Source organism: Methylocaldum sp. GT1BB, from assembly GCF_051027545.1.
GTDB lineage: Bacteria > Pseudomonadota > Gammaproteobacteria > Methylococcales > Methylococcaceae > Methylocaldum.
The window spans coordinates 2,927,987-2,948,255 of the sequence record NZ_CP194902.1 but is presented as its reverse complement, the minus strand read 5'-3'; the positions used below and the strand labels follow the sequence as shown (position 1 = coordinate 2,948,255).

The window sequence follows — 20,269 nt, the reverse complement described above, 5'->3', positions numbered from 1 at the left end:
TCGGTTTGAATCGAGACCTTATGAAGAAGGGATTAAGACCGGGTAGCCTTACCACTGTAAAACCTATGGGATTGTTTGAATCGAGACCTTATGAAGAAGGGATTAAGACGCGGCGAGCCCGGCAAGTTCACGGACACCGTCCAGTTTGAATCGAGACCTTATGAAGAAGGGATTAAGACATAAAGCAAGTGACGTGTTTTATTTTCATTGTATGTTTGAATCGAGACCTTATGAAGAAGGGATTAAGACCCGTCTAGACGGTAGGCACAGCCTTCTTGATCAAGTGTTTGAATCGAGACCTTATGAAGAAGGGATTAAGACGGCAGAATGCCTAGCAGGATTGGACCGCTTGCTATGTTTGAATCGAGACCTTATGAAGAAGGGATTAAGACGCTTCCAAATCACCCTTTTTTGGCCAGTTTACAAGTTTGAATCGAGACCTTATGAAGAAGGGATTAAGACTTGCGTTGATATAGCCGCCGCCAAATTGGTCAGGTTTGAATCGAGACCTTATGAAGAAGGGATTAAGACATATCTACCGAAACGAATTTGTTTTTTGCGCGGCGTTTGAATCGAGACCTTATGAAGAAGGGATTAAGACGGAACGCTATTTTGTCTTCTGTGCTGCCGCGCGGTTTGAATCGAGACCTTATGAAGAAGGGATTAAGACTAATCTTTTCGAATGTTCCGGAGCGCTTGCTGTTTGAATCGAGACCTTATGAAGAAGGGATTAAGACCGTTCCCCAACCGCAATATTGGGTTGAGGAATTTGTTTGAATCGAGACCTTATGAAGAAGGGATTAAGACTCTTTTGCATAACCAATAGCAAATTTCTTAAACAGTTTGAATCGAGACCTTATGAAGAAGGGATTAAGACATGGGTCGAGCATGCGTTGCTCATAGACGACCAGAGTTTGAATCGAGACCTTATGAAGAAGGGATTAAGACTGGTCTCCACTTACGGTTGTTGTTGGGGTGGTGGGTTTGAATCGAGACCTTATGAAGAAGGGATTAAGACATATTGCGTTTGGGAATGTTCGCGTTCTTCTTTGGTTTGAATCGAGACCTTATGAAGAAGGGATTAAGACCCTTGGGCTATGCCCGTCCGTGGGCAGGAAAGTGGTTTGAATCGAGACCTTATGAAGAAGGGATTAAGACTTGGCTCCTTTGCGGTTTCTGGTAGCGGCATCCGTTTGAATCGAGACCTTATGAAGAAGGGATTAAGACCATCGTCATATCTCCGTAGGTTCTGCCCGTCCGTGGGGTTTGAATCGAGACCTTATGAAGAAGGGATTAAGACTTCCTGCTAGCGCTTGCGTTGGACATCCCTAAGTTTGAATCGAGACCTTATGAAGAAGGGATTAAGACTTTTGTCGGTTCCGGGACCGGGAAGCTCGGCATGAACGGCTAGGTTCGCGACAGATGCGCTTCCCTTCGGTCAGCACATCCTACAAACGGATGGGCCGGGCGAAGAGTTGTCGAGCTGCGGAGGGTCCTTCGCCCTTTTGGTGGATTGCGGAAACCGGGATGTCGTAGGGTGGGTTAGGCGCATTCCGGCGCCGGCTGGCCATCGATCGCCGCGCTTCACATGCGCCGTAACCCACCAACGCTCGGCAACCTTGCCGCTCGCTTCGGCGGGTTGCATGCCTTGAGCGGAAGCGCGCCTAATTCACCCAGCACGGATATATGGGCTTCTAACGGGTTGCGCTGGTCACCTCGCCTGCCGCAAACGATCGTTTTAACCTAAAAACGGCAGTTAGACCGTACAAAATCCCGTTCACCCTTCTATACATCAGAACGTAGGTCGGCAATCTCTTCCCAATCGCAAACGGTCGCTTTAGTCGCGACCCTTCCAACAAAGCCCTTCGCCGAGCCGATACGTCGGCAAGGGATTGCCGACCTACATATCCGAATCCTTTACACCGATTCGGAAAACGCTCTAACCGCAAACTCGGCCGATGCGCTTCGTGCCTCAGACTCACGAAGGCCGGATACGCTTCGATTAATCCGGCTTACATTCCGGTCGAGGAACCCGTGTGCGGGGCGACGCCCGGCTGCAAAATAGTCTCCCGCTCAAGAGCGCTTTTTAGCCGGCGCCCTCGCCCGTGCTGCCGCCACACGATGGGAAAAATGCCCTAGCCCCTCCCCTATTTTGATCAAGCCGCCTCGTCGCGGACTTTGGCGCGCGAAAACCGATCGATCAGCCCGCAAGCTTGTGAAATGCCCCGCCTTCGACATGCGGCATTACAGTAGCGGCCATGAGCAAACGGTCGCTTTACATCGCCGCCTACGACATCTCCGACGACGCCCGCCTGCGCAAGGCGCTTTTCGTGCTGCGCAACTATTCCACCGGCGGGCAGAAATCCGTGTTCGAGTGTTTCCTGACCGAGGCCGAGAAACGCCAATTGATCGACGAGGTCCGGGAGGTCATCGACGAGGAAGCCGACCGATTTCTGCTCTTGCGGCTGGATCCCCGGATGAAGGTTCGCGTGCTCGGCATCGCGGTTCCTCCGGCGGACCCGGAGTTCTTCTACGTCGGCTGAGGATCGAATGGGCACGCTTTACCTGGACAGAAAAGACATCGAATTACGCCGCGAGGGCCGGCATCTCTGCCTTTACGAGGGAGGCAACCGGAGCGCGACGATTCCCCTGAACGTGGTCGAGCGGGTGGTCGTCCGCGGACAGGCGACGCTCAGCACCGGCGTGCTGGGACTGCTCGCCGAGGAAGGCGTCGGCCTTCTGGTCCTGAGCGGCCGGCAGGGACGCACCGCGGCGATTCTGCACGGAAACCGACACGGCGACACCGCCCGGCGCATCGCGCAATACCGTTGGCACCACGATGACGAGTACCGGCTGCCCTGGGCGCGCCGATTGGTGGCGCTCAAATTGAAAGCCCAGGCCCGGCTGCTGCGCTCGGCGCTAAACGTCCGGCCCGATTGCCGCAAGCCGCTTACGGATGGCATCGCGCGAATTGATCGTGCCTTGGCAAACATTGAGGACGCGCCGCGGCTGGAACGGCTACAAGGGATCGAAGGCGCGGCCGCGGCGGCTTATTTCGCGGGGTTCACGCAACTGTTTCCGGCCAGTCTCGACTTTACCGGACGCAATCGCCGGCCGCCGAAGGACCCGGTCAACGCGGCCCTGTCGCTAGGATATACGCTGCTCCATTTCGAGGCCGTCAACGCCTGCCATGCCGCTGGGCTGGACCCTTACGTCGGCTTCTATCACGAACCGGCCTATTACCGCGAATCCTTGGGGGCCGACCTGATAGAGCCGCTGCGGCCGAGGGTGGATCGCTGGGTATGGCGGCTGTTCGCCGAGCGAACCCTGCGCGCCGATTCGTTCGCGACCGAAGCCGACCGCTGTCTCTTGAAAAAGAACGGCCGGGAAGTTTTCTATGCCCGCTACGAAAGCTTCGTCCGTCCCCTGCGTGGCCTGTTGCACCGCTACGGCCTGTTGATCGCGCACCGTCTGACCGAGGAGGCGCCGTGAGACCGCTGTATCTGCAAGGCGCGGGAACCACGATCAAGCGTGATGGCCCCGCTCTGCGCGTCATCCGCGCCGGCGCCGCGGAGCGCTGGTTTCCGTTGCGGCGGATCTCGCAAGTAGTCTCGGCGGCGCACATCGATTGGTCCGTCGACGCCTTGCTGGCCTGCGCGGAAAACCGCATCACCGTGAGCTTCATCGACGACGAGGGGGCGGTGCTGGCGAGATTGATAGGAAGGCCCGGAGAACGCTACGAGCTTCGACAGCGCCTGCTAGATTTTTTGCTGCGCCCGGATTGGCAGGATCTATATCTTCAATGGAACGGCGCTATGGAGCGCATGGCGGTGCGCAGCGTGATTCGCCGCACCGGCCTTGGCTTCGACCGTCCGCCCTCGGCGAAAGAGCTGCGCCAACTGTTCCAGGACGGTGCTCGGGGCATGGATCAACTCCCCGCCTACGAGCGTATCGGACGCGAGGTGTACGGGCTGCTGACCGGCCTGGTGACCAGGCATTTGGCCGACGCCGGGATTACCGCCGAATTGGAGCCCATGGGCGAGCTCAATCCTGTGATCGGCTTGAGTTCCATCCTGTTCTGGGATTTCCAGCTGGCACGGCTGGCCTGGCTCGAAGACCGGCTCCGCGAGAACCGGCTCGGCATCCCGGACCGTATCGAAATCGTCGGTTTTTTCGAGGCCCGTCGGAAACGCACGGAACATTTGACCCTCGGCCTGCTCAACCGGCTGCACCGCTGGCTGATCGAGCTTGTGTGATGCCGCTCAATCAAGCTCAAACCTACCTGGTGTGCTACGACATCGCCGATCCGAAGCGTCTGGGGCGGGTTCACCGCTTGCTCCGGGAGCAAGGCATCCCGGTGCAATACTCGGTGTTTACCGCCCAGCTGACGACCAAGGAACTGGGCCGAATCATTGCGGGCCTGGTCGAACGCATCGACGAGCGCGCCGACGACGTGCGGATCTATCCCTTGCCGAACCGTCCGGAAACCACCAGCCTGGGGCTTCAATACTTCCCGGACGGCGTGCTCTTGATCGAAAAAGGCAAGGACTTGTTGAGAGCGCTTCGTTAGAGCGTTTTCATCTCGCTCTACGGCAAAACAGGCCTGGCGGAAGTCGTTGGCGCCTTCGGCCAGGGTAGATCGACTCAAGCTTTCGTAGGTCGGCAATCCTTTGCCGACGAGCCCGCTCGCCCAACTGCACCGTCGGGAAGGGGGGCTTCGGCGCTCCAATCGCAAACGGCCATCCCAGGAGCGCTGGGATGACCCTTCCAATCGCAAACGGCCTGGCCGGGAGCGCCGGCCAGCTCCTTCCCGAAGACGCCGTTTGTGATTGGAAGGGGCCGATTAAAGGCCCGTTTGCGATTGGAAGGGTCGCGACTAAAGCGACCGTTTGCGATTGGAAAGGATTCCCGACCGACAGGGTGATACGGTCGTAGATCTGCAGTCCCTTGCCGACGGACCGGTTGGCTTAACTGCACCGTCGGCAAAGGATTGCCGACCTACGCGCTGCACTCGCGTTCCACACAATTTTATGGAATGTACTTAGAACGGCATCGCCATGGTTTAGGCAACTTGACAGGTGCGGCTCATGCCGGACCATCCTCGTCCGGCACCAATCCTCCGGGAGAGGATTGGGACGCGGAGCGCCCGCGAGGGTGAAAAACAAGGATGTTTTTCATCAATCCTGCCGGTTTGTCGTTCCTCATCGCACCCTACAGTTTGTCGGCCGTAGGATGTGGTGACCGGAGGGAACCGCCCTTCGACCGGGCTCAGGACAGGCATCATTCGGGGACGCGATCGGTGCGGTTCGTTCCTCACCGCACCCTACGGGCGTAGGATGCGGTAACCGAAGGGAACCGCGTCATTCGAGGTACTACGCGATGCTCCAGGCGGTTTTCCCCGGAATCGGCGGTCTCGGGACGATGTAGAACGGAAGCTCGGTGGATTCGAGCGTCTCTTCGGCGCGCTCGGCCTGGGAACGGGGCGTTTCCGGGGGATTGGACTCTGCTTTGGTAGTCGATTCGCTGTTCATGTTCGGCCTCTCTGCTTGGGTTTTAAGGCGGCCTGGCTTACCCGGTGTCGGTACGGACTCGGCGCGACATGGCCGAGAAACGCCTACTTCGGTAAGCGGTTGGTCTTCGCGAAATTTCTAGCAACCCTCGCGCCACCTCGACCATAAATACGTAACTAATTGATAGTTTAAGCCTTTGCCGCGAGCGAGTGCAGTCTTTCCTCAGCGGAATGCTTACAACGCTTATGCGCATCGTGAGTTTTCCGACAATAGGGATAGAGAGCCGGGAACGCTCCGAACGATCAGGACGCACCGAAAACGCCGCGCCAGCGGCACCCATGCCCACTTTTGTCGCGTTTGCGACAAAACAGTGCAAGAAAGCTTGAAGCGTCGGCCGAGCCGATCGCCTGTGTAAAAAAACGATAAGGGTCTCAGGAGCACTTCTTATCGATGGCATAAGCCTTGCTTAATCGATGAAAAATTGCACCGAAGAGGCGCTCGTGTCCAAACAATCTTCCAATAACCCGCCGCCCGAGCCGTTGGGGAAGTCCGTACTGGCCGACAATCGCATGCTGGCTCTGTTCGCGGAAACCGTGGAACAAGCGCCGGTGGCCATTTCGATCACGGACGACAAGGCCAATATTCTGTACGTGAATCAGGCGTTCACGCGTGTTACCGGGTATGCACCAGAAGAGAGCATCGGCCGAAACGAGTCCATGCTGTCCGACAAGAACACGCCGAAGGCTGTATACGACGAGCTTTGGAACCGCATCAAGTCGCAGCAGACCTGGCAAGGCTATCTGCTCAACCGTCACAAGGACGGCCGCCGCTATCTGGCCGATCTCACCATCGCCCCCATTCTGAACGACCGGCACGAGACCACCCACTACATCGGCATGCACCGAGACATCACGGAAATGTACCGGCTGGAGCAAAGGGTCAATCAGCAGAAAGTGCTCATCGAGACGGTGGTCGATTCGATTCCGGTCGCGACCGTGCTTTTGGACGAATCCGACCGTGTGGTGCTGGACAACAAGATGTACAAGACCCTGTCCAGCGATCTGGGCCTCAGCGACCCGGCCAGGACGTTCATCGATATCCTGCGGGAAGACATGGCGGAAGAATGGGAGCGGATGAAAAAGAAAAAATCCGGCTTTCATAACCGCGAAGTCCGTTTCGACCGCGGCGGGCATCACGCGCCCCGCTGGTATGCCTGCGCCGGCAGCTGGTTCTGCCAGGAAGACGACCGTGTCGAGGCGTTCTTTCACGAAAATAGCCACACTTATCTGCTGCTCACCCTGACCGACATCACCCAACAAAAAAAGCACGCCGAGGAAATCCGCATCAATGCGCTCAAGGCATTGATGGCGGAGGAAGAGAAAACCCAGCGTCTTCGCGAAACGCTGTCGGGAGCCATTCACCATATACAGGGCCCCATCAATCTGCTCAAAGCGGCCAAGACCATGCTGACGCGGCGTGGGCTCGATGACCGCAACATCGCGCTGGTCGACATTCTGGATCAGATCCGCTTGGCCGGCGAACAGTCCGTCGCCCACATGAAGCGATGCATACCGGAAAGCAACACCTCGGCCATGACGCCAGTCAATCTGAACCAGTTGCTGCACGAAACCATCGTGCTATTGACCGAACGGCTCCTCGCCAGCGGCATCGTCGTCGAGTGGAAGCCGACCCCGGTGCTGCCCGCGTTGATGGGCCAGGAGAGCCACCTCCGCACCATGTTCAAGCAGATTATCGAAAATGCCATCGAAGCAATGAACCAGAGCGGCATCGTCACCCGCGAACTGCGCATTTCCACGTGGTCCGACAAACATTTGCTGCATGTCTCCATCGAGGATACCGGCCCCGGCATTCCCGACGAACTGCGCATCAAGGTCTTCGAACCGTTTTTCTCCACCAAGAACGACGGCCATGGCGGGCATTCGGGCACCGGTTTGACCATGGCCCAGGAAGTTATCAATCAACACCTTGGACTGATCCGGATCGATCCCAGCTATCGGGACGGATGCCGAGTGCGTATCCAATTCAATATCCACAACATGATGTTCGTACCGGAGAAGGCTTCCGACCATGGATGAGCGTACTCAACTGATCGAGCGCGAACTGGACGCCCTTTACCAGGTCAGCCAAGTACTCAATCGACCTTTGGGGCTGAAGGAAAAACTGGAAGCCATTCTCGAGATATTGCAGGAGTGCGCCGACATGCGCTCCGGAATGCTGGCTCTTAGGGAACAGGAAAGCGACGCGTTCGAGGTCTGCTCGGTGCTGCGCAGCGACGGCGTCGAAACCCGAAAGCCGGTCCGCTACGAACCGGGGGAAGGACTCATCGGCACGATCCTGGATGCGGGGCGCACCATCGTGGTGGAACGCATCGCCGACGAGCCGCGTTTCCTGGGCAAGCTGGGCCTGTACGATCCGACGCTGCCGTTTATCGGATCGCCTATCCGCGTCGGCGACGACGAGGTCGTCGGCGTGTTGGCGGCACAGCCGGTGGACGCGAAATTGCTCGACGCCCGCGCACGGTTCCTGGAAATGGTCGCCAATCTGATCGCGCAAAGCGTGGGCCTTTTGCGCAGCATGGAGCAAAAGCAGCTCGATCTGGTCGCGGAGCGCGATCAGTTGAAACAGAGCCTCCGCAGGAATTACGGCTTCGACAACATCGTCGGCCGCACTCCGGCCATGCTGCGGGTTTTCGAACTGGTCCGGCAGGTCGCGAAATGGAACACCACCGTCTTGATTCGCGGCGAATCCGGCACCGGCAAGGAGGCGATCGCCAACGCCATTCACTACAACTCGGCCTGCGCCGGCGGCCCTTTCGTCAAACTCAATTGCGCCGCTCTTCCGGACAACCTGCTGGAATCGGAACTGTTCGGCCACGAGAAGGGCGCGTTCTCCGGCGCCATCAGCCAGCGCAAGGGACGTTTCGAACTGGCCAACCACGGCACGATCTTCCTGGACGAGATCGGCGAAACTTCCCCCACCTTCCAAGCCAAGCTGCTGCGCATCATTCAGGAAGGCGAGTTCGACCGCGTCGGCGGTACCCAGACGCTCAAGGTGCAGGTTCGCATCATCGCCGCCACCAACCGCAATCTCGAGGAAGAAGTCGAGGCCGGCCGTTTTCGGGAAGACCTCTACTATCGCCTCAACGTCATGCCGATTTTCATGCCGGCGCTGCGGGAACGGCTCGAGGACATTCCGGACCTTGCCGATTTCCTGCTCAAGCGAATCTCCCAGCAACAGGGCGGAAGACCGTTGATCATCAAGGAAAGCGCCATCCGGCTCCTGATGCGTCACGACTGGCCGGGCAACGTCAGAGAATTGGAAAACTGTCTGGAGCGGGCCGCCATCATGAGCCCGGACGGGATCATCGACCGCGACGTCATTGCCATGACCGGTCTGGAGGACGATGAAATCTCGGTTACCGGACCGGCTGCCAGAACGCCGGAGTTCAACCTAGAGGGGATGGACGAAAGAGAACAAGTCATCGCCGCGCTGGAGCAAACCGGCTGGGTGCAAGCCAAGGCCGCCCGCCTGCTGAACATGACTCCGCGCCAGATCGCCTATCGGGTAAGAACCCTGAACATCAAGATGAAGCGGATTTAGGATTCGCCGGCAAAAGGATTGCCGCCCTATGTTCGAAAGATGCCTGTCCTGAGCCGAGTCGCAGGGCGGCTCCCTTCGGTCACCGCATCCTACGTTTCTTATTCAGCCCATGCCGGCTCGGCAGGTTGGGAATCCCTTCCCGACGCAAAGGATTTTCCGACACGACGAATCGTCGGCAAAAGGATTGCCGAATACGGCGCATTCCGCGCGGAATACTGTTAATGCGGATGAAATGCTCTAGCTTCGCGCGTTCCGCCTGTGTTCCTCGTAACGCGAAATCAACCTGTCCATGAGAGCCTCGTTGCCTAGGCAAGCTTCCAGCTCGCTCGCGATCAAATGGTCGTAATGGCGGCGCAGCACGCTATCGGTCGGACGTGGAAAGGTGGTCGTCTCGATCATGTATTTAATATGGTTTATATGATGTCGCCTGAGCACCGAATCCTCCGGAATACTATGGCGAGGCCGCCTGGCTACCGATGCTCTCGGCGCATCCATCCGCATCGCGTTCGCCGGCGTTTTCGGCGAATCGACCCGCATTTCTCTTGCCGGTGCTTTCGGCGAGTCAGCCCGCGTTTCGCTCTCCGGCGCTTTCCGTAAATCCACCGGCATTTTGTCCACAACGATGGCGCGTTTACTTCGGCTACGCACGAGCAAATACACGATAAGCAGAATGATTAATAAAATGGCGATCGCCGCGATGATTAATACAGGTCGAAACTCGTCGTTCGCCAAATTTTGGAAAAGATCTTTAAGTTCAAATTGATCCACAATTACCTCCTCCCGCTCTATGAGTTGATTATGTCGTTTCCAAGGCGATACGTTTCGGCATCCGCCATCGCCGAGAAATAACGCAGTCGCCCGGCACCAATCTGTTATTGTGTTTTATACCTTTATTTACCCGGATACCATTGCGTCTAGAGCGTTTTCCGAATCAGTGTAAGGGATTCGGATATGTAGGTCGGCAATCCCTTGCCGACGTATCGGCTCGGCGAAGGGCTTTGTCGGCAAGGGATTGCCGACCTACGTTCTCCCCTCCTGCCACGAACCCGTACACCGGGATGGAAAACGCTCTAGCCGTTCGTGTCCAGGTACCCACACTCGTACTGAAATGTCCAGGGCGGTAACAGATTAAACGCTAAGTAGAAAATGGCCCAGTCCCCTTTTCATGGGCCATCGGCCGAAGGCCATCCCTCGTCCCCAAATAAAGTTAACTTACTGTTTGTGAGGAAAATAAAACGAAATCCTTACCTCGGCAAGTAAGGGTTTGACTAAAGCCCCGTCTGCGGTTCGGCCTATCGATCGCGATGCTCGTCCCACAGCCGCTTGAAACAGGTGTCGAGCCGGGATAATCGGGTGTTGGAGGCTTCGAGACGATCGTAATCGGGGAAGCGCTGGGAATTTCCAGCGTCATACCACGCGGTCATATCCCGTTTCAGACTTTCCTTCTCCTGTACGGTGCGGGCGATGAGCTGGCGCGTCCATTCCTGGGTGGCGGCGGGCGTGAGCGGCGCTACGCGGTAGCGCAAGCCTGTTTCGAAGATCCTCACGCCGCCGCCTTCCGCCACGGTTCGGCGCAGGGATTCATGGTCGGACATTTCGACGCCGGCCAGATAATCGATGCCGAAATGGTAGAACTCCGGCAGCCACGGCGTAGTCGGCCCCATCAGCACGCTGACGGCGTTGCGGGACAGCTCGGCCAAGCGCGGGAAAGTCTTGTTGGGAATCGAACTCGCCGTGATGAATACCCATTCCGCCTCGGGTAGCAGGTACTCGCAGGCTGCATCGGGCAGGTCGCCCGGCACCGGCTGGCGCTCCAGTACGGTGAGGTCCAGCCCGTGCTCGGCGGCAAATCGATCCAGCCCCGGATAGCGGCCGATCACGACGACGCGCCGTCCTTTCATTTCGGACAAGAAGTGTTCGAAAACCGCTAGATTGTTCCCGCCTTCCGGGTGGGGCGCCAGCGTAACGCCGGGCGGCGGAAGTTGCAGGCGATTGATGCCGGCATTAACGGCCGCCATGCCGATCGTCGCCCGATAGGGATCGAAGTCGCGAACCCACGCTACCAGTCCGGAGAGGGATTTTCCGCTCAGGGTCCCGGCCCAGGGCAGCGTCCGGGTGGGGATGCCGGGACTCATTGCCAATCCGACGGCGTCGGCCTCGCAATAGGTCCATACCAGCCCGATCAATACCTCCCGAACCGGCGATGGACTGGAGGCGTAATCCTGTAACAGATCGTAGATTTCGTAAGGATTGTTCATGGTCTGCCTGATGGGCGTTGGAGGATCTTTCGACGAGGACGCTGCACTTTACTGGCCCAGCGGCCGGGCTTCGCTTGATCAAACGGTTTGATCAGGACCATCCGCGCCTCGGCTCGACGGCAAACGGGGTTTGTCCGATTCCAGTTCCGGCCGAATGGCCGCTGTCATCGATCCGGTACCCATCCTACAACGCAGCGGTAAAAATCCGAGGATGCGGTTTCGGTGGTTTGTGCTGTGCGAATCACCCTACGCACTGAGTTTCAACGGTAGCCTGTATGGGATGAGCCGCGCCTGCGAAGCCTTTTTTGATCGGGAACCGCGTATATCAAAATGGCTCTTTGCGACGAGGCGTAATCAATCCCCTAGCGCAGGCAACAGCTTAGGTTCCGATTTGATGACATCATCACGCCCCCAGGCGACCACGCCCTCTACGAACCAGCGCGGGTCTTTAGGGTGTGGCAAAACGACATCGTATTCGGCGAAGAAGGTGCCATCGGCATGAAACTTCATCTCGCCGACCCGGTGTCCGTTCGGATGGTGCCAATAGGCACAAAGGGTATCCTTGCCGCTGAAAGGATCGCGGCTGGTTTCGAAGCGGGCCTCGCTGAAAACCGGTTTCATCGTGATCTGTTCCGGCAGAAACCCCAATCCGTGAATTTCCGTGATCAGCCGCGCGCAAATAGCTTCGCCCAAAAGCTGATGGGCTTTCATCATCGGCTCGGTAGTATTCATGTCAGGGCCCCGGCGATTCAACCAAGGCTCGGTTCGGCGGTTCCGCGAAGCGGAGTCCCGGGTTTCGGCTCCTTGCTAGGCTCGGAAACCGTTTTGTGAAGCAGTCGGGTGAAGTTTATGGTCGATTTCATGCCTGATCCCATCGGCTTTGGTCCGCCAGGAATCAAGCAATGGCAATGCCACTTCTAGCTTGTTGATTTCTAAAAGGCTACTCGCCTTTCACCTGTCGGAAAGGCTACAAGAAACGATTTTCAGGTCGCTAAAACAACAAATCCCAGCCGAAGGGACTGGGATTTGGTCGACGTTGATAAGAACCAAGGCATTACATCTGCTCGCATAGCGTGTTCGGCTTTTTGCTCAGATTCGGCAGGACTTTGCGACTTAAACCGAGCCCCACGGCGATCAGCAAGAGCACGATCAGCGGGAATTCAACTACGGCAGCGGCCACCGCCATCAAAACAAAAAAACTTACCGCCACGAACAGCAATACGAATGGGACGATCCCAATAAGCAACAAAATATGCATAACCACCTCCATCATTTAAATTACGGAAATAATCATAACCAAAACTTCGGGGCTGTGCTGGCTATTTTCGTACCTAAATAGGAAATAATCGCTTTTTTCTTTTAGCATAATGCCATCCTATGGAAACAATATAGATCGGCTTATGCTGCGACGGATTCGATACAGGACGGTCCGTTATCCACTGCCAGAATGTAACAATCTCGTCGTGCGCCGGTTTCTGCCGACATGCCGATCCTAAGCCTTTGATTCAAGGTCAGGTCGCTGACGCGCCCGAACAATCAATGACATAGCAATTTGTCATCAAACTTGAACAGAACCTGACCAAGCTGACGAATACCCCGAAGGAATGGGCGACCGCGCTGTCCATCCCCAAGCTTATCCACAGGGTTGTCCACGGGAATTGTGGATAGTCGAGCACGAACTTAGATCTGGAACTTACGGCCGCAAACCCGAAAACCAAATGAAAAAAAGACCGCGAAACGGCGACCTAACAACCGTTCCGCGGCAAAACATGGCGAATACCAAAACGTTCTCTAAGCTGGGACGACTTTGCTTCCCGCTGCAAACGGCCGTCCCCGAATACCGAACCAACCTGCCGAACGCTAAAGCCGGCGGTTCTTACAAGCGGAGCTCCTGACCGCCGCTTGCCCGGCTTCCGTAACCCGCCGCCTCGCCCGCCCGCACCCTCGGGATGCCGCCGCTCTCCGATTGGGCGAGGCGCAATAGATCTCGAATCTCGCGATTGCACTTGCCGCAGGCGGTGCCGACGTTGAGGCAGTCGGTGATCTCCTTGCGCGTGCACGCCCCCGAGCGTATCGCCTCGCAGATTTGGCTTTCGGTAACCGCTTTGCAGATACAGATATACATGGAGATGCCTCAAATCATCGTCGTTCAATCGCGCGGCATCGGATTGGCCTCGAAGAGATAGTCGAGCCATAAATTGGACACTTTCTCCAGAGTCGTGTTCTGCCGCAAACGGGCGTTCAGGTGCGGGAAATCGACCTGGTCCAGATCCTGGTCCTGATTGAAACAGGTGTAGACGAAACGCTCCTTGCCGGTCTCCGGGTCCGTCTGCTTGCACATGCACTGGGCGCACACGCCTTTCATCATGCATTGCATGGGCGAGTTGATGGACCCTATGGCGACGTGGTTTTCCTTGAGATAGGGCTGCAATACTCCGAACCGAGCCGCTTTGACCGCCGCCATCATGCGGTCCGAACCGATCGCGATGATGCGGTCGGCGGCATCGAGCGGAATGGGAATCTCCCCCAAGGCTCCGCTGGCGTAGGCGACCATAGCCTCCACGATGTTGCCGACGAAGGATTTGTCCTGCGGACGGGTGGTGGAGATCGGAGTACCGCCCTTGCCCTTGTCGACGGACCACACGATCACGTCGGAAGCGTCCTCGATTTCCTTGACCTTGAAGACATCCTGGGCGCTCCGGTAGCCGGCGAAATACAGAACCCGGTTGCCGTTCTCGCGGAGCGCCTTGCCGATGGAGAACAGCACGGCATTGCCGAGGCCGCCGCCGAGCAGGAGCACGGTTTCGCCCTCGGGTATCTCGGTGGGCGCGCCGGTCGGTCCCATCAGCACGACCGGGTCGCCGGGTTTCCAGGTGGCGCAGAGGCGCGAGGAGGTGCCCATTTCCAGGGCGATGACGCCGACCATGCCTTTCTCCCGGTCCACCCAGGCGCCGGTGAGAGCGATGCCTTCCGTTGCCAGCGAGGTGCCGTTCAGCCGAGGCGCGTAGAATTCGAAGTTCTGCACCCGGTAGAACTGCCCCGGCTGAAATTTGCGGGCGGCCATGGGCGCCTCGATGACGATCTCGACGATGGTGGGCGTCAGCCGCTTGACCTCCACGACCCTGGCCGTCAGCAGTTCGTCCAATTGCGCCTGAAACGCCGCGAGTTCCGCGTCCCGCTCGGATTGCGCCGCGGCATCGAGGCGGCTGAGTTCTTCCGCGAACAGCTTGACCACGTAAGGGTACCCGTCCTTGGCGCTGGCCATGGCCTTGACCACGTTGCCGGCGTATACCGGGTGATTGTCGCCGTAATAGGTGATGTACTTTCCGTCCTTTCCATAGGAGGTGAAGGGGGCCGGGACCAATTCTTTCGGCATGCCCCAGCCGTTCTTGGCTTCCATTTGCGGCGAGCCGTTCTCGCTCCACGCAGGTTCGAAGCGCTGGAAGAAATTGCCGTCGAGCTGGAACGTGCCGGGGAATTCGTTTTCGTAGATGGTGTTCGGCGAGGTGCCGGCGGCGACCAGGAGGGTACGCATGGGCACCACTGGCTGTTCGCCCGAATCGACCCAGCGTCCGTCGTCGCGCTTGACGAGCTTTTCGAAACGCACGGCCTGCAAATAACCGTACTCGTCGGTGATCGCCTCTTGCGGGTTCATGCCTTCGGCGAACACCAAACCCTCTTCCATCGCCTTGATGATTTCCTCGTGGTTCTGGCGATAGGCCGGCGAATCGTTCATGCCCTTGCGGTAGAACAGCGTCACGCCGCCCCATTGCCGGATGAGCGGCTCGAAATCGGGCGTTTCCCCGGTTGCTTCGGCGCGCCAGCGCTCGGCGCGAACGGCGCGGCCATGGTCCAGGAATTCATCCAAAATGGCCAACTCTTCACCGTCGAAACGCGAACGAACCTGGGTGTCTCCGTACCGGGCGACGAGGCGCTCGTAACGGTCGAGCGTCTTTTCCACCTGCACCGGGTAATATGCCAGGAGCTCGGTTACGGCGTCGGTCGCGGTGAGGCCGCCGCCGATCACGCCGGCCGGCAGCCGCACTTGAAGATTGGAGAGCGAAGACTGTTTCGCCGCCCCGGAGAGTTGCAATGCCATGAGAAAATCCGAAGCCTTGCGGATGCCGCGGGCGAGATTGTTCTTGAGGCCGATCATGGTCGGCTTGCCCGCCCCGCTGGCGATGGCGATATGGTCGAAGCCCAGTTCCCAGGCGTCGTCTATGGACAGCGTGCTGCCCAGGCGTACCCCGCCGTAGATGCTGAAGTTTCGGCGCCGGGCCAGGGTCAGATAAACCACCTTGAGGAAGTTCTTGTCCCAGCGCACGGTGATGCCGTATTCGGCGACGCCGCCGAAGCCCATCAGGACGCGCTCGTCAAGGTTCTCGTACAGCATGTGGAAATCGTCCACCGCCTCGGGAATCCCCGCATCCTTTCCGGTCAGCTCTTCCGGCAAAGGCTCGATCTTCAGGGCATCGATGGCCACTACCCCGAAACCTTCGTTGAGTAGATAGTGGGACAGCGTATAGCCGGCCGGTCCCAAGCCCACCACCAGGACCTTCTTCCCGTTGTAAGGCAGGGCGTAAGGCCGCTTCAGATTCAGCGGATTCCAGCGGGTCAGGAGGCTGTAGATCTCGAAGCCGTACGGCATGAACAGCACGTCCGTGAGGATATTGGTTTCAACTTGCGGGATATTGACCGGCTCGGTGACGCGCTGGAACACGCAGGCCTTCATGCATTCGTTGCAGATGCGATGGCCGGTGCCGGGGGCCATGGGGTTGTCCGCCACGATCATGGCCAGGGCGGCGATGTTGTCTCCCTGCCGCTTCAGGGCGAAGGCTTCCGAAATGCGTTCCTCCAAAGGACAGCCGATCTGCGTCACATCCAGCGGATTGTGGCGGAACTCGCCCTCTTTGGTGCGCTGCCCCTTGGAGCAGTAATCGTTGTTGCGCTCGTGACAGATGACGCAGCGATCCACTTCGTAATTCGCTTCGCGCGCCGAGGCGCGTAGGTCGGTCAAGGCGAACCCGTCGCGCCGGCGACGTTTATCCAGAGGACCCGCCAGCACCTCGAAGCCCTTGCGCGGTTCGGCATGGCATTCGACCAGATGCTCGTAATCGATGCGCTCCGGCTGTTTCAGGGAGACCCAATCCGTGACCTTCGCGCGGATGGTGGGATGGTGCAGGGCCGCGTAGCTCCAGCGTTCCACCCAATCGAGCAGCCGCTGGACGAAAGCCGGGTGCTCGGCCTCCGCTAGCGCCGCGGCGAAACGTAGGCGGGCGCCGTCGTCGGCTTTGAGACTTTGGCGCAACTCGGCTGCATCGGCGTCGGCATCACCTTGATACGATGCCGTTTCTCCCTTGGCCTGCGCCTGATAATGCTTCGCCAGCGCATCCAGCCGCATCGCGACCACAGCGAGCGCCTGCTCGGGATCGAGATCCGGCGCGCCATCCTCGAGGCTTATCCGCTTCAAGTCTTCGATCGCGGAATCGAGTTCATCGAGATCGAAGCCGGCCAGCGCTTCGGCGTCGAACTTTTGCGCGGCGCGTTTGACCACCGAATTCTTGTAGGCGAAAACGGTTTCGAACTCACGGGCCGCAGCGGCGCATTGAGTCTCGCGCTCTCCTTCCACGTTGAACAGGCGCGCGACGAAGCGCCCGAGGTAAGGCGCCGTGCTGAGCAACGCGTTCGCGACCTCGGCGGGAGGCAGCTTGCCGTCCTTATCCTCGCGGCAAGCAATGTAGGCGCGATGAACCTCCGGGTCTTCCGCCGCCAGAGTCTCATCGAAGACATCGTAAAGTTCCTTAAGACGCTCCGGGTCGTACAAGTCCCGGTAGTCGAAACCCGGAACGCCCAAGGTAAAGTCGCGTCGGGCGAATGGCTCGCCGACCGTGGCGCAGCGCTGCGTAAGATTCATGATCGAATTTACCCCTTGACTCGTACGGTATTTGGGTCCGTCTCAAGCAGAAGGCATGCCATCGATCGTTTTTCATCTAAAGCCTACCAAGAATAGGGTTTTTTGACCGATATTCGGATCGAAGCCGCTTGTTATCTTTGTTACGAAATCCGGCCGGTTTGAATGTTTTTGTAGTGAACGTGACAAACAGGCGAGCCTCCGCTCGAACCGATGCCTCGGAATCGGGAGAGCCGCCGAGCGAAAGTCCAGACAAGGCTTGGATTTCATTGGCCTCGATACTGCGTTTCGGTACCGAAGAAGAACCTGCGAATGTCGGGCAAGCCCCTTGCATCGAACCATTCGGGCCGACTTTGTTGAAAACCCGACAAATCCCTCCGCCACGCTCGGCGAAATTTTAATTTATAACTCAAAGCCTTACGAACATTCATTGCATTGGTACGGGCCTTGCTTGGTCCTAGGTAACCCGGCAAAACCGACCGCTCGGGGCGAGCGGCCCGGCTTTTTGTTGAAAGCGAACCCGGAGAAACCAATGTCCATGAAACTACCGATTTATCTCGACTATTCGGCGACGACCCCGGTTGATCCGCGCGTGGCGGAAAAAATGATTCCCTTTCTGACCGAAGAGTTCGGCAATCCGGCCAGCCGCTCCCATAGCTTCGGCTGGACCGCCGAAAAGGCGGTGGAAGACGCCCGGGCCGAGGTAGCGAAGCTGGTCAACGCCGATCCCAAGGAAATCGTTTGGACCTCCGGCGCGACCGAGTCGGACAACCTGGCGATCAAAGGCGCGGCTTATTTTTACCAGACCAAGGGCCGCCATCTCATCACCGTCAAGACCGAACACAAGGCGGTGCTCGATACCATGCGGGAACTGGAAGCCCAGGGTTTCGAGGTAACCTACCTCGACCCCATGCCCAACGGCCTCCTCGATCTGGACGCATTCCGAGCGGCGATACGTCCCGACACCATCGTCGCCTCGGTGATGCACGTCAACAACGAGATCGGCGTGATTCAGGACATCGCCGCCATCGGCGCCATCTGCCGCGAGAAGGGCGTGATCTTCCACGTCGACGCGGCGCAATCCACCGGCAAGGTCGAAATCGACCTCTCCAAGCTGCCGGTCGACCTGATGTCGTTTTCCGCTCACAAGACCTACGGCCCCAAGGGGATCGGCGCGCTCTACGTGCGGCGCCAGCCGCGGGTGCGCCTGAAGGCGATGATGCACGGCGGCGGCCACGAGCGGGGTCTGCGTTCCGGCACCCTGGCCACCCACCAGATCGTCGGCATGGGCGAAGCGTTCCGTCTGGCCCGCGAGGATATGGCGGAGGAAACGAAGCGCATAGGCCGCCTTCGGGACAAGCTGCTCGCTGCCGTAAAGAATATCGAGGAGGTTTATATCAACGGCGACCTCGAACAGCGGATACCGCATAACCTCAACATCAGCTTCAACTACGTGGAAGGCGAATCCCTGATGATGGCGCTCAAGGATCTCGCCGTATCCAGCGGTTCCGCCTGCACCTCCGCCAGCCTCGAACCCTCCTACGTTCTCCGGGCGCTCGGACGCAGCGACGAGCTGGCGCACAGTTCCATCCGGTTCACCCTTGGCCGCTACACCACCGAGGAGGAAGTGGATTTCGCGATCTCCCTGATCAAGGAAAAAGTCGATCGACTGCGCGACCTGTCTCCGTTGTGGGAGATGTACAAGGAAGGCATCGATCTCAACTCGGTTCAATGGGCCGCCGCGCATTAAGCGGATATCGTCAATCATTCACCAATTGGAGACCACCATGGCGTACAACGAAAAAGTTATCGATCACTACGAAAATCCCCGCAACGTCGGCTCCTTCGGCAAAGAGGAAGAAGGCGTAGGCACCGGCGTGGTCGGCGCGCCCGCTTGCGGCGACGTGATGAAACTGCAAATCAAGGTCAACGACGAAGGCGTGATCGAAGACGCGAAGTTCAAAACCTACGGCTGCGGCTCGGCAATCGCCTCCAGCTCATTGGTGACCGAGTGGGTCAAGGGCAAGACCGTCGAGGAGGCGCTGGCCATCAAGAATACCGAGATCGCCGAGGCCCTGGCCCTGCCGCCGGTAAAAATCCACTGCTCGGTTCTCGCCGAGGATGCGATCAAGGCCGCCGTCAACGATTACCGGGCGAAAAGCGGCACGGACGAAGCCGGCTACGACGTCTGCAAATCCGCTGCGTAAAACGAGGAGAGCATTATGAGTGCCATGGTTGACATTCAGGACCTGACCCCTCCCCCTTCTCCCGTCATCTTCAGCAGCAACGCGGCCGCCAAGGTCAGCGAACTGATCGCCGAAGAAGGCAATCCCGACCTGAAGCTTAGGGTCTATGTCTCCGGGGGCGGCTGTTCCGGCTTTCAGTACGGTTTTTCCTTCGAGGAAGTCATCGCCGATGACGACACCACGGTCGAAACCGACGGGGTGATCCTCATGGTCGACCCCGCCAGCCTGCAATATCTGGCCGGCGCCGAGATCGATTATCAGGAAGGGCTGGAAGGATCGCGCTTCGTGATCAAGAACCCCAACGCCGCTTCGACGTGCAGCTGCGGCAGCTCGTTCTCGGTCGGCGGCTCCGGCTGCTCGTCCCAGTAAATCTTCGGCGACAAACGGGAGTTCAGATTATGGCAGTAACCTTGACCGAAAAAGCGGCGCGCCAGGTGCAGAAACACCTGGCCGCCCGCGGCACGGGTCTGGGGCTTAGGGTGGCCGTCAAAACCTCCGGGTGTTCCGGCCTCGCTTACGCCCTGGAGTTCGTCGACGAATCCGCTCCGGAAGATTGCACTTTTGAAAGTTTCGGCGTCACTTTGCTGGTCGACCCGAAAAGCTTGGCCTATCTCGACGGAACCGAGCTGGATTACGTGCGCGAAGGCCTGAACGAAGGTTTCAAGTTCAACAATCCCAACGTTAAGGCCGAGTGCGGTTGCGGCGAGAGTTTCAACGTTTGAT

16 protein-coding genes, 1 pseudogene and 1 CRISPR repeat array (1 of these 18 only partly in view) are annotated in these 20,269 nt (G+C 58.2%); of the genes and pseudogenes, 10 read left to right on the top strand and 7 right to left on the bottom strand.

The window, feature by feature from the left end:
* Positions 1 to 1,368: direct repeats of the CRISPR family, unit length 36 nt; unit sequence GTTTGAATCGAGACCTTATGAAGAAGGGATTAAGAC (it extends 137 nt beyond the left edge of the window).
* Positions 1,369 to 2,258: 890 nt separating this feature from the next.
* The 4 genes and pseudogenes from cas2 (ACR2TX_RS14645) (at position 2,259) to cas2 (ACR2TX_RS14630) (ending at position 4,570) form a co-directional block, all read left to right on the top strand.
* Positions 2,259 to 2,543: a CRISPR-associated endonuclease Cas2 gene (cas2, locus tag ACR2TX_RS14645; protein ID WP_156879344.1), complete on the top strand. Its 285-nt coding sequence runs from the start codon at positions 2,259 to 2,261 to the stop codon at positions 2,541 to 2,543.
* A gap of 7 nt (positions 2,544 to 2,550) precedes the next feature.
* Positions 2,551 to 3,402: pseudogene (gene cas1, locus ACR2TX_RS14640) on the top strand (CRISPR-associated endonuclease Cas1); the annotation flags it as partial.
* Between the two features lie 86 nt (positions 3,403 to 3,488).
* Positions 3,489 to 4,256 carry a CRISPR-associated endonuclease Cas1 gene (locus tag ACR2TX_RS14635; protein ID WP_086135395.1) on the top strand — a complete coding sequence of 256 codons (768 nt, stop codon included), beginning with the start codon at positions 3,489 to 3,491 and terminating at the stop codon, positions 4,254 to 4,256.
* Entirely contained in the window at positions 4,256 to 4,570 is a 315-nt protein-coding gene (cas2, locus tag ACR2TX_RS14630) for a CRISPR-associated endonuclease Cas2 (RefSeq protein ID WP_077732673.1), read from the top strand. Before ACR2TX_RS14635 ends, cas2 (ACR2TX_RS14630) begins: the two co-directional genes overlap by 1 nt.
* 802 nt (positions 4,571 to 5,372) lie before the next feature.
* Here cas2 (ACR2TX_RS14630) and ACR2TX_RS14625 read toward each other — a convergent pair.
* Entirely contained in the window at positions 5,373 to 5,531 is a 159-nt protein-coding gene (locus ACR2TX_RS14625) for a hypothetical protein (protein WP_156879342.1), read from the bottom strand.
* 479 nt (positions 5,532 to 6,010) lie between these two features.
* On the opposite strand from ACR2TX_RS14625, the gene nifL reads away from it, so the two are divergent.
* Both nifL and nifA read left to right on the top strand, forming a co-directional pair.
* Positions 6,011 to 7,606 (top strand): nitrogen fixation negative regulator NifL, encoded by a 1,596-nt coding sequence (gene nifL / locus ACR2TX_RS14620; protein WP_240502432.1) that lies wholly within the window; start codon positions 6,011 to 6,013, stop codon positions 7,604 to 7,606.
* Positions 7,599 to 9,131: a nif-specific transcriptional activator NifA gene (gene nifA / locus ACR2TX_RS14615; RefSeq protein WP_077729108.1), complete on the top strand. Its 1,533-nt coding sequence runs from the start codon at positions 7,599 to 7,601 to the stop codon at positions 9,129 to 9,131. The genes nifL and nifA overlap by 8 nt, the downstream gene beginning before the upstream one ends.
* 237 nt (positions 9,132 to 9,368) lie before the next feature.
* On the opposite strand, the gene ACR2TX_RS14610 is transcribed toward nifA, so the two are convergent.
* The 6 genes from ACR2TX_RS14610 to ACR2TX_RS14585 form a co-directional block, all read right to left on the bottom strand.
* The gene (locus ACR2TX_RS14610; RefSeq protein ID WP_347258913.1) at positions 9,369 to 9,899 is read right to left on the bottom strand and encodes a hypothetical protein; all 531 of its coding nucleotides are present in this window, start codon (positions 9,897 to 9,899) and stop codon (positions 9,369 to 9,371) included.
* A gap of 524 nt (positions 9,900 to 10,423) precedes the next feature.
* Positions 10,424 to 11,389, bottom strand: a complete 966-nt coding sequence (locus ACR2TX_RS14605) for a DUF364 domain-containing protein (protein WP_156879341.1) — start codon at positions 11,387 to 11,389, stop codon at positions 10,424 to 10,426.
* Between the two features lie 354 nt (positions 11,390 to 11,743).
* Positions 11,744 to 12,121 carry a hypothetical protein gene (locus tag ACR2TX_RS14600; RefSeq protein WP_077729105.1) on the bottom strand — a complete coding sequence of 126 codons (378 nt, stop codon included), beginning with the start codon at positions 12,119 to 12,121 and terminating at the stop codon, positions 11,744 to 11,746.
* A gap of 322 nt (positions 12,122 to 12,443) precedes the next feature.
* Positions 12,444 to 12,647, bottom strand: coding sequence for a hypothetical protein (locus ACR2TX_RS14595; RefSeq protein ID WP_077729104.1), 204 nt, complete (start codon positions 12,645 to 12,647; stop codon positions 12,444 to 12,446).
* Positions 12,648 to 13,265: 618 nt separating this feature from the next.
* Complete coding sequence (locus tag ACR2TX_RS14590; protein WP_133716884.1) at positions 13,266 to 13,514, bottom strand: (2Fe-2S)-binding protein; 249 nt, start codon at positions 13,512 to 13,514, stop codon at positions 13,266 to 13,268.
* A gap of 24 nt (positions 13,515 to 13,538) precedes the next feature.
* The gene (locus tag ACR2TX_RS14585) at positions 13,539 to 17,303 is read right to left on the bottom strand and encodes an FAD-dependent oxidoreductase (RefSeq protein ID WP_077729102.1); all 3,765 of its coding nucleotides are present in this window, start codon (positions 17,301 to 17,303) and stop codon (positions 13,539 to 13,541) included.
* A gap of 535 nt (positions 17,304 to 17,838) precedes the next feature.
* Here ACR2TX_RS14585 and ACR2TX_RS14580 point away from each other — a divergent pair.
* Genes ACR2TX_RS14580 through iscA form a run of 4 tightly spaced genes read left to right on the top strand, consistent with a single transcriptional unit; the run spans position 17,839 to position 20,268 of the window.
* Positions 17,839 to 19,050, top strand: a complete 1,212-nt coding sequence (locus tag ACR2TX_RS14580; RefSeq protein ID WP_434114304.1) for an IscS subfamily cysteine desulfurase — start codon at positions 17,839 to 17,841, stop codon at positions 19,048 to 19,050.
* Between the two features lie 37 nt (positions 19,051 to 19,087).
* On the top strand, positions 19,088 to 19,507 hold the full coding sequence (iscU, locus tag ACR2TX_RS14575; protein ID WP_077729100.1) for a Fe-S cluster assembly scaffold IscU: 420 nt from the start codon (positions 19,088 to 19,090) through the stop codon (positions 19,505 to 19,507).
* Positions 19,508 to 19,522: 15 nt separating this feature from the next.
* Positions 19,523 to 19,915, top strand: a complete 393-nt coding sequence (erpA, locus tag ACR2TX_RS14570) for an iron-sulfur cluster insertion protein ErpA (RefSeq protein ID WP_077729099.1) — start codon at positions 19,523 to 19,525, stop codon at positions 19,913 to 19,915.
* 29 nt (positions 19,916 to 19,944) lie between these two features.
* The gene (gene iscA, locus ACR2TX_RS14565) at positions 19,945 to 20,268 is read left to right on the top strand and encodes an iron-sulfur cluster assembly protein IscA (RefSeq protein WP_077729098.1); all 324 of its coding nucleotides are present in this window, start codon (positions 19,945 to 19,947) and stop codon (positions 20,266 to 20,268) included.
* Position 20,269 lies beyond the last annotated feature (1 nt).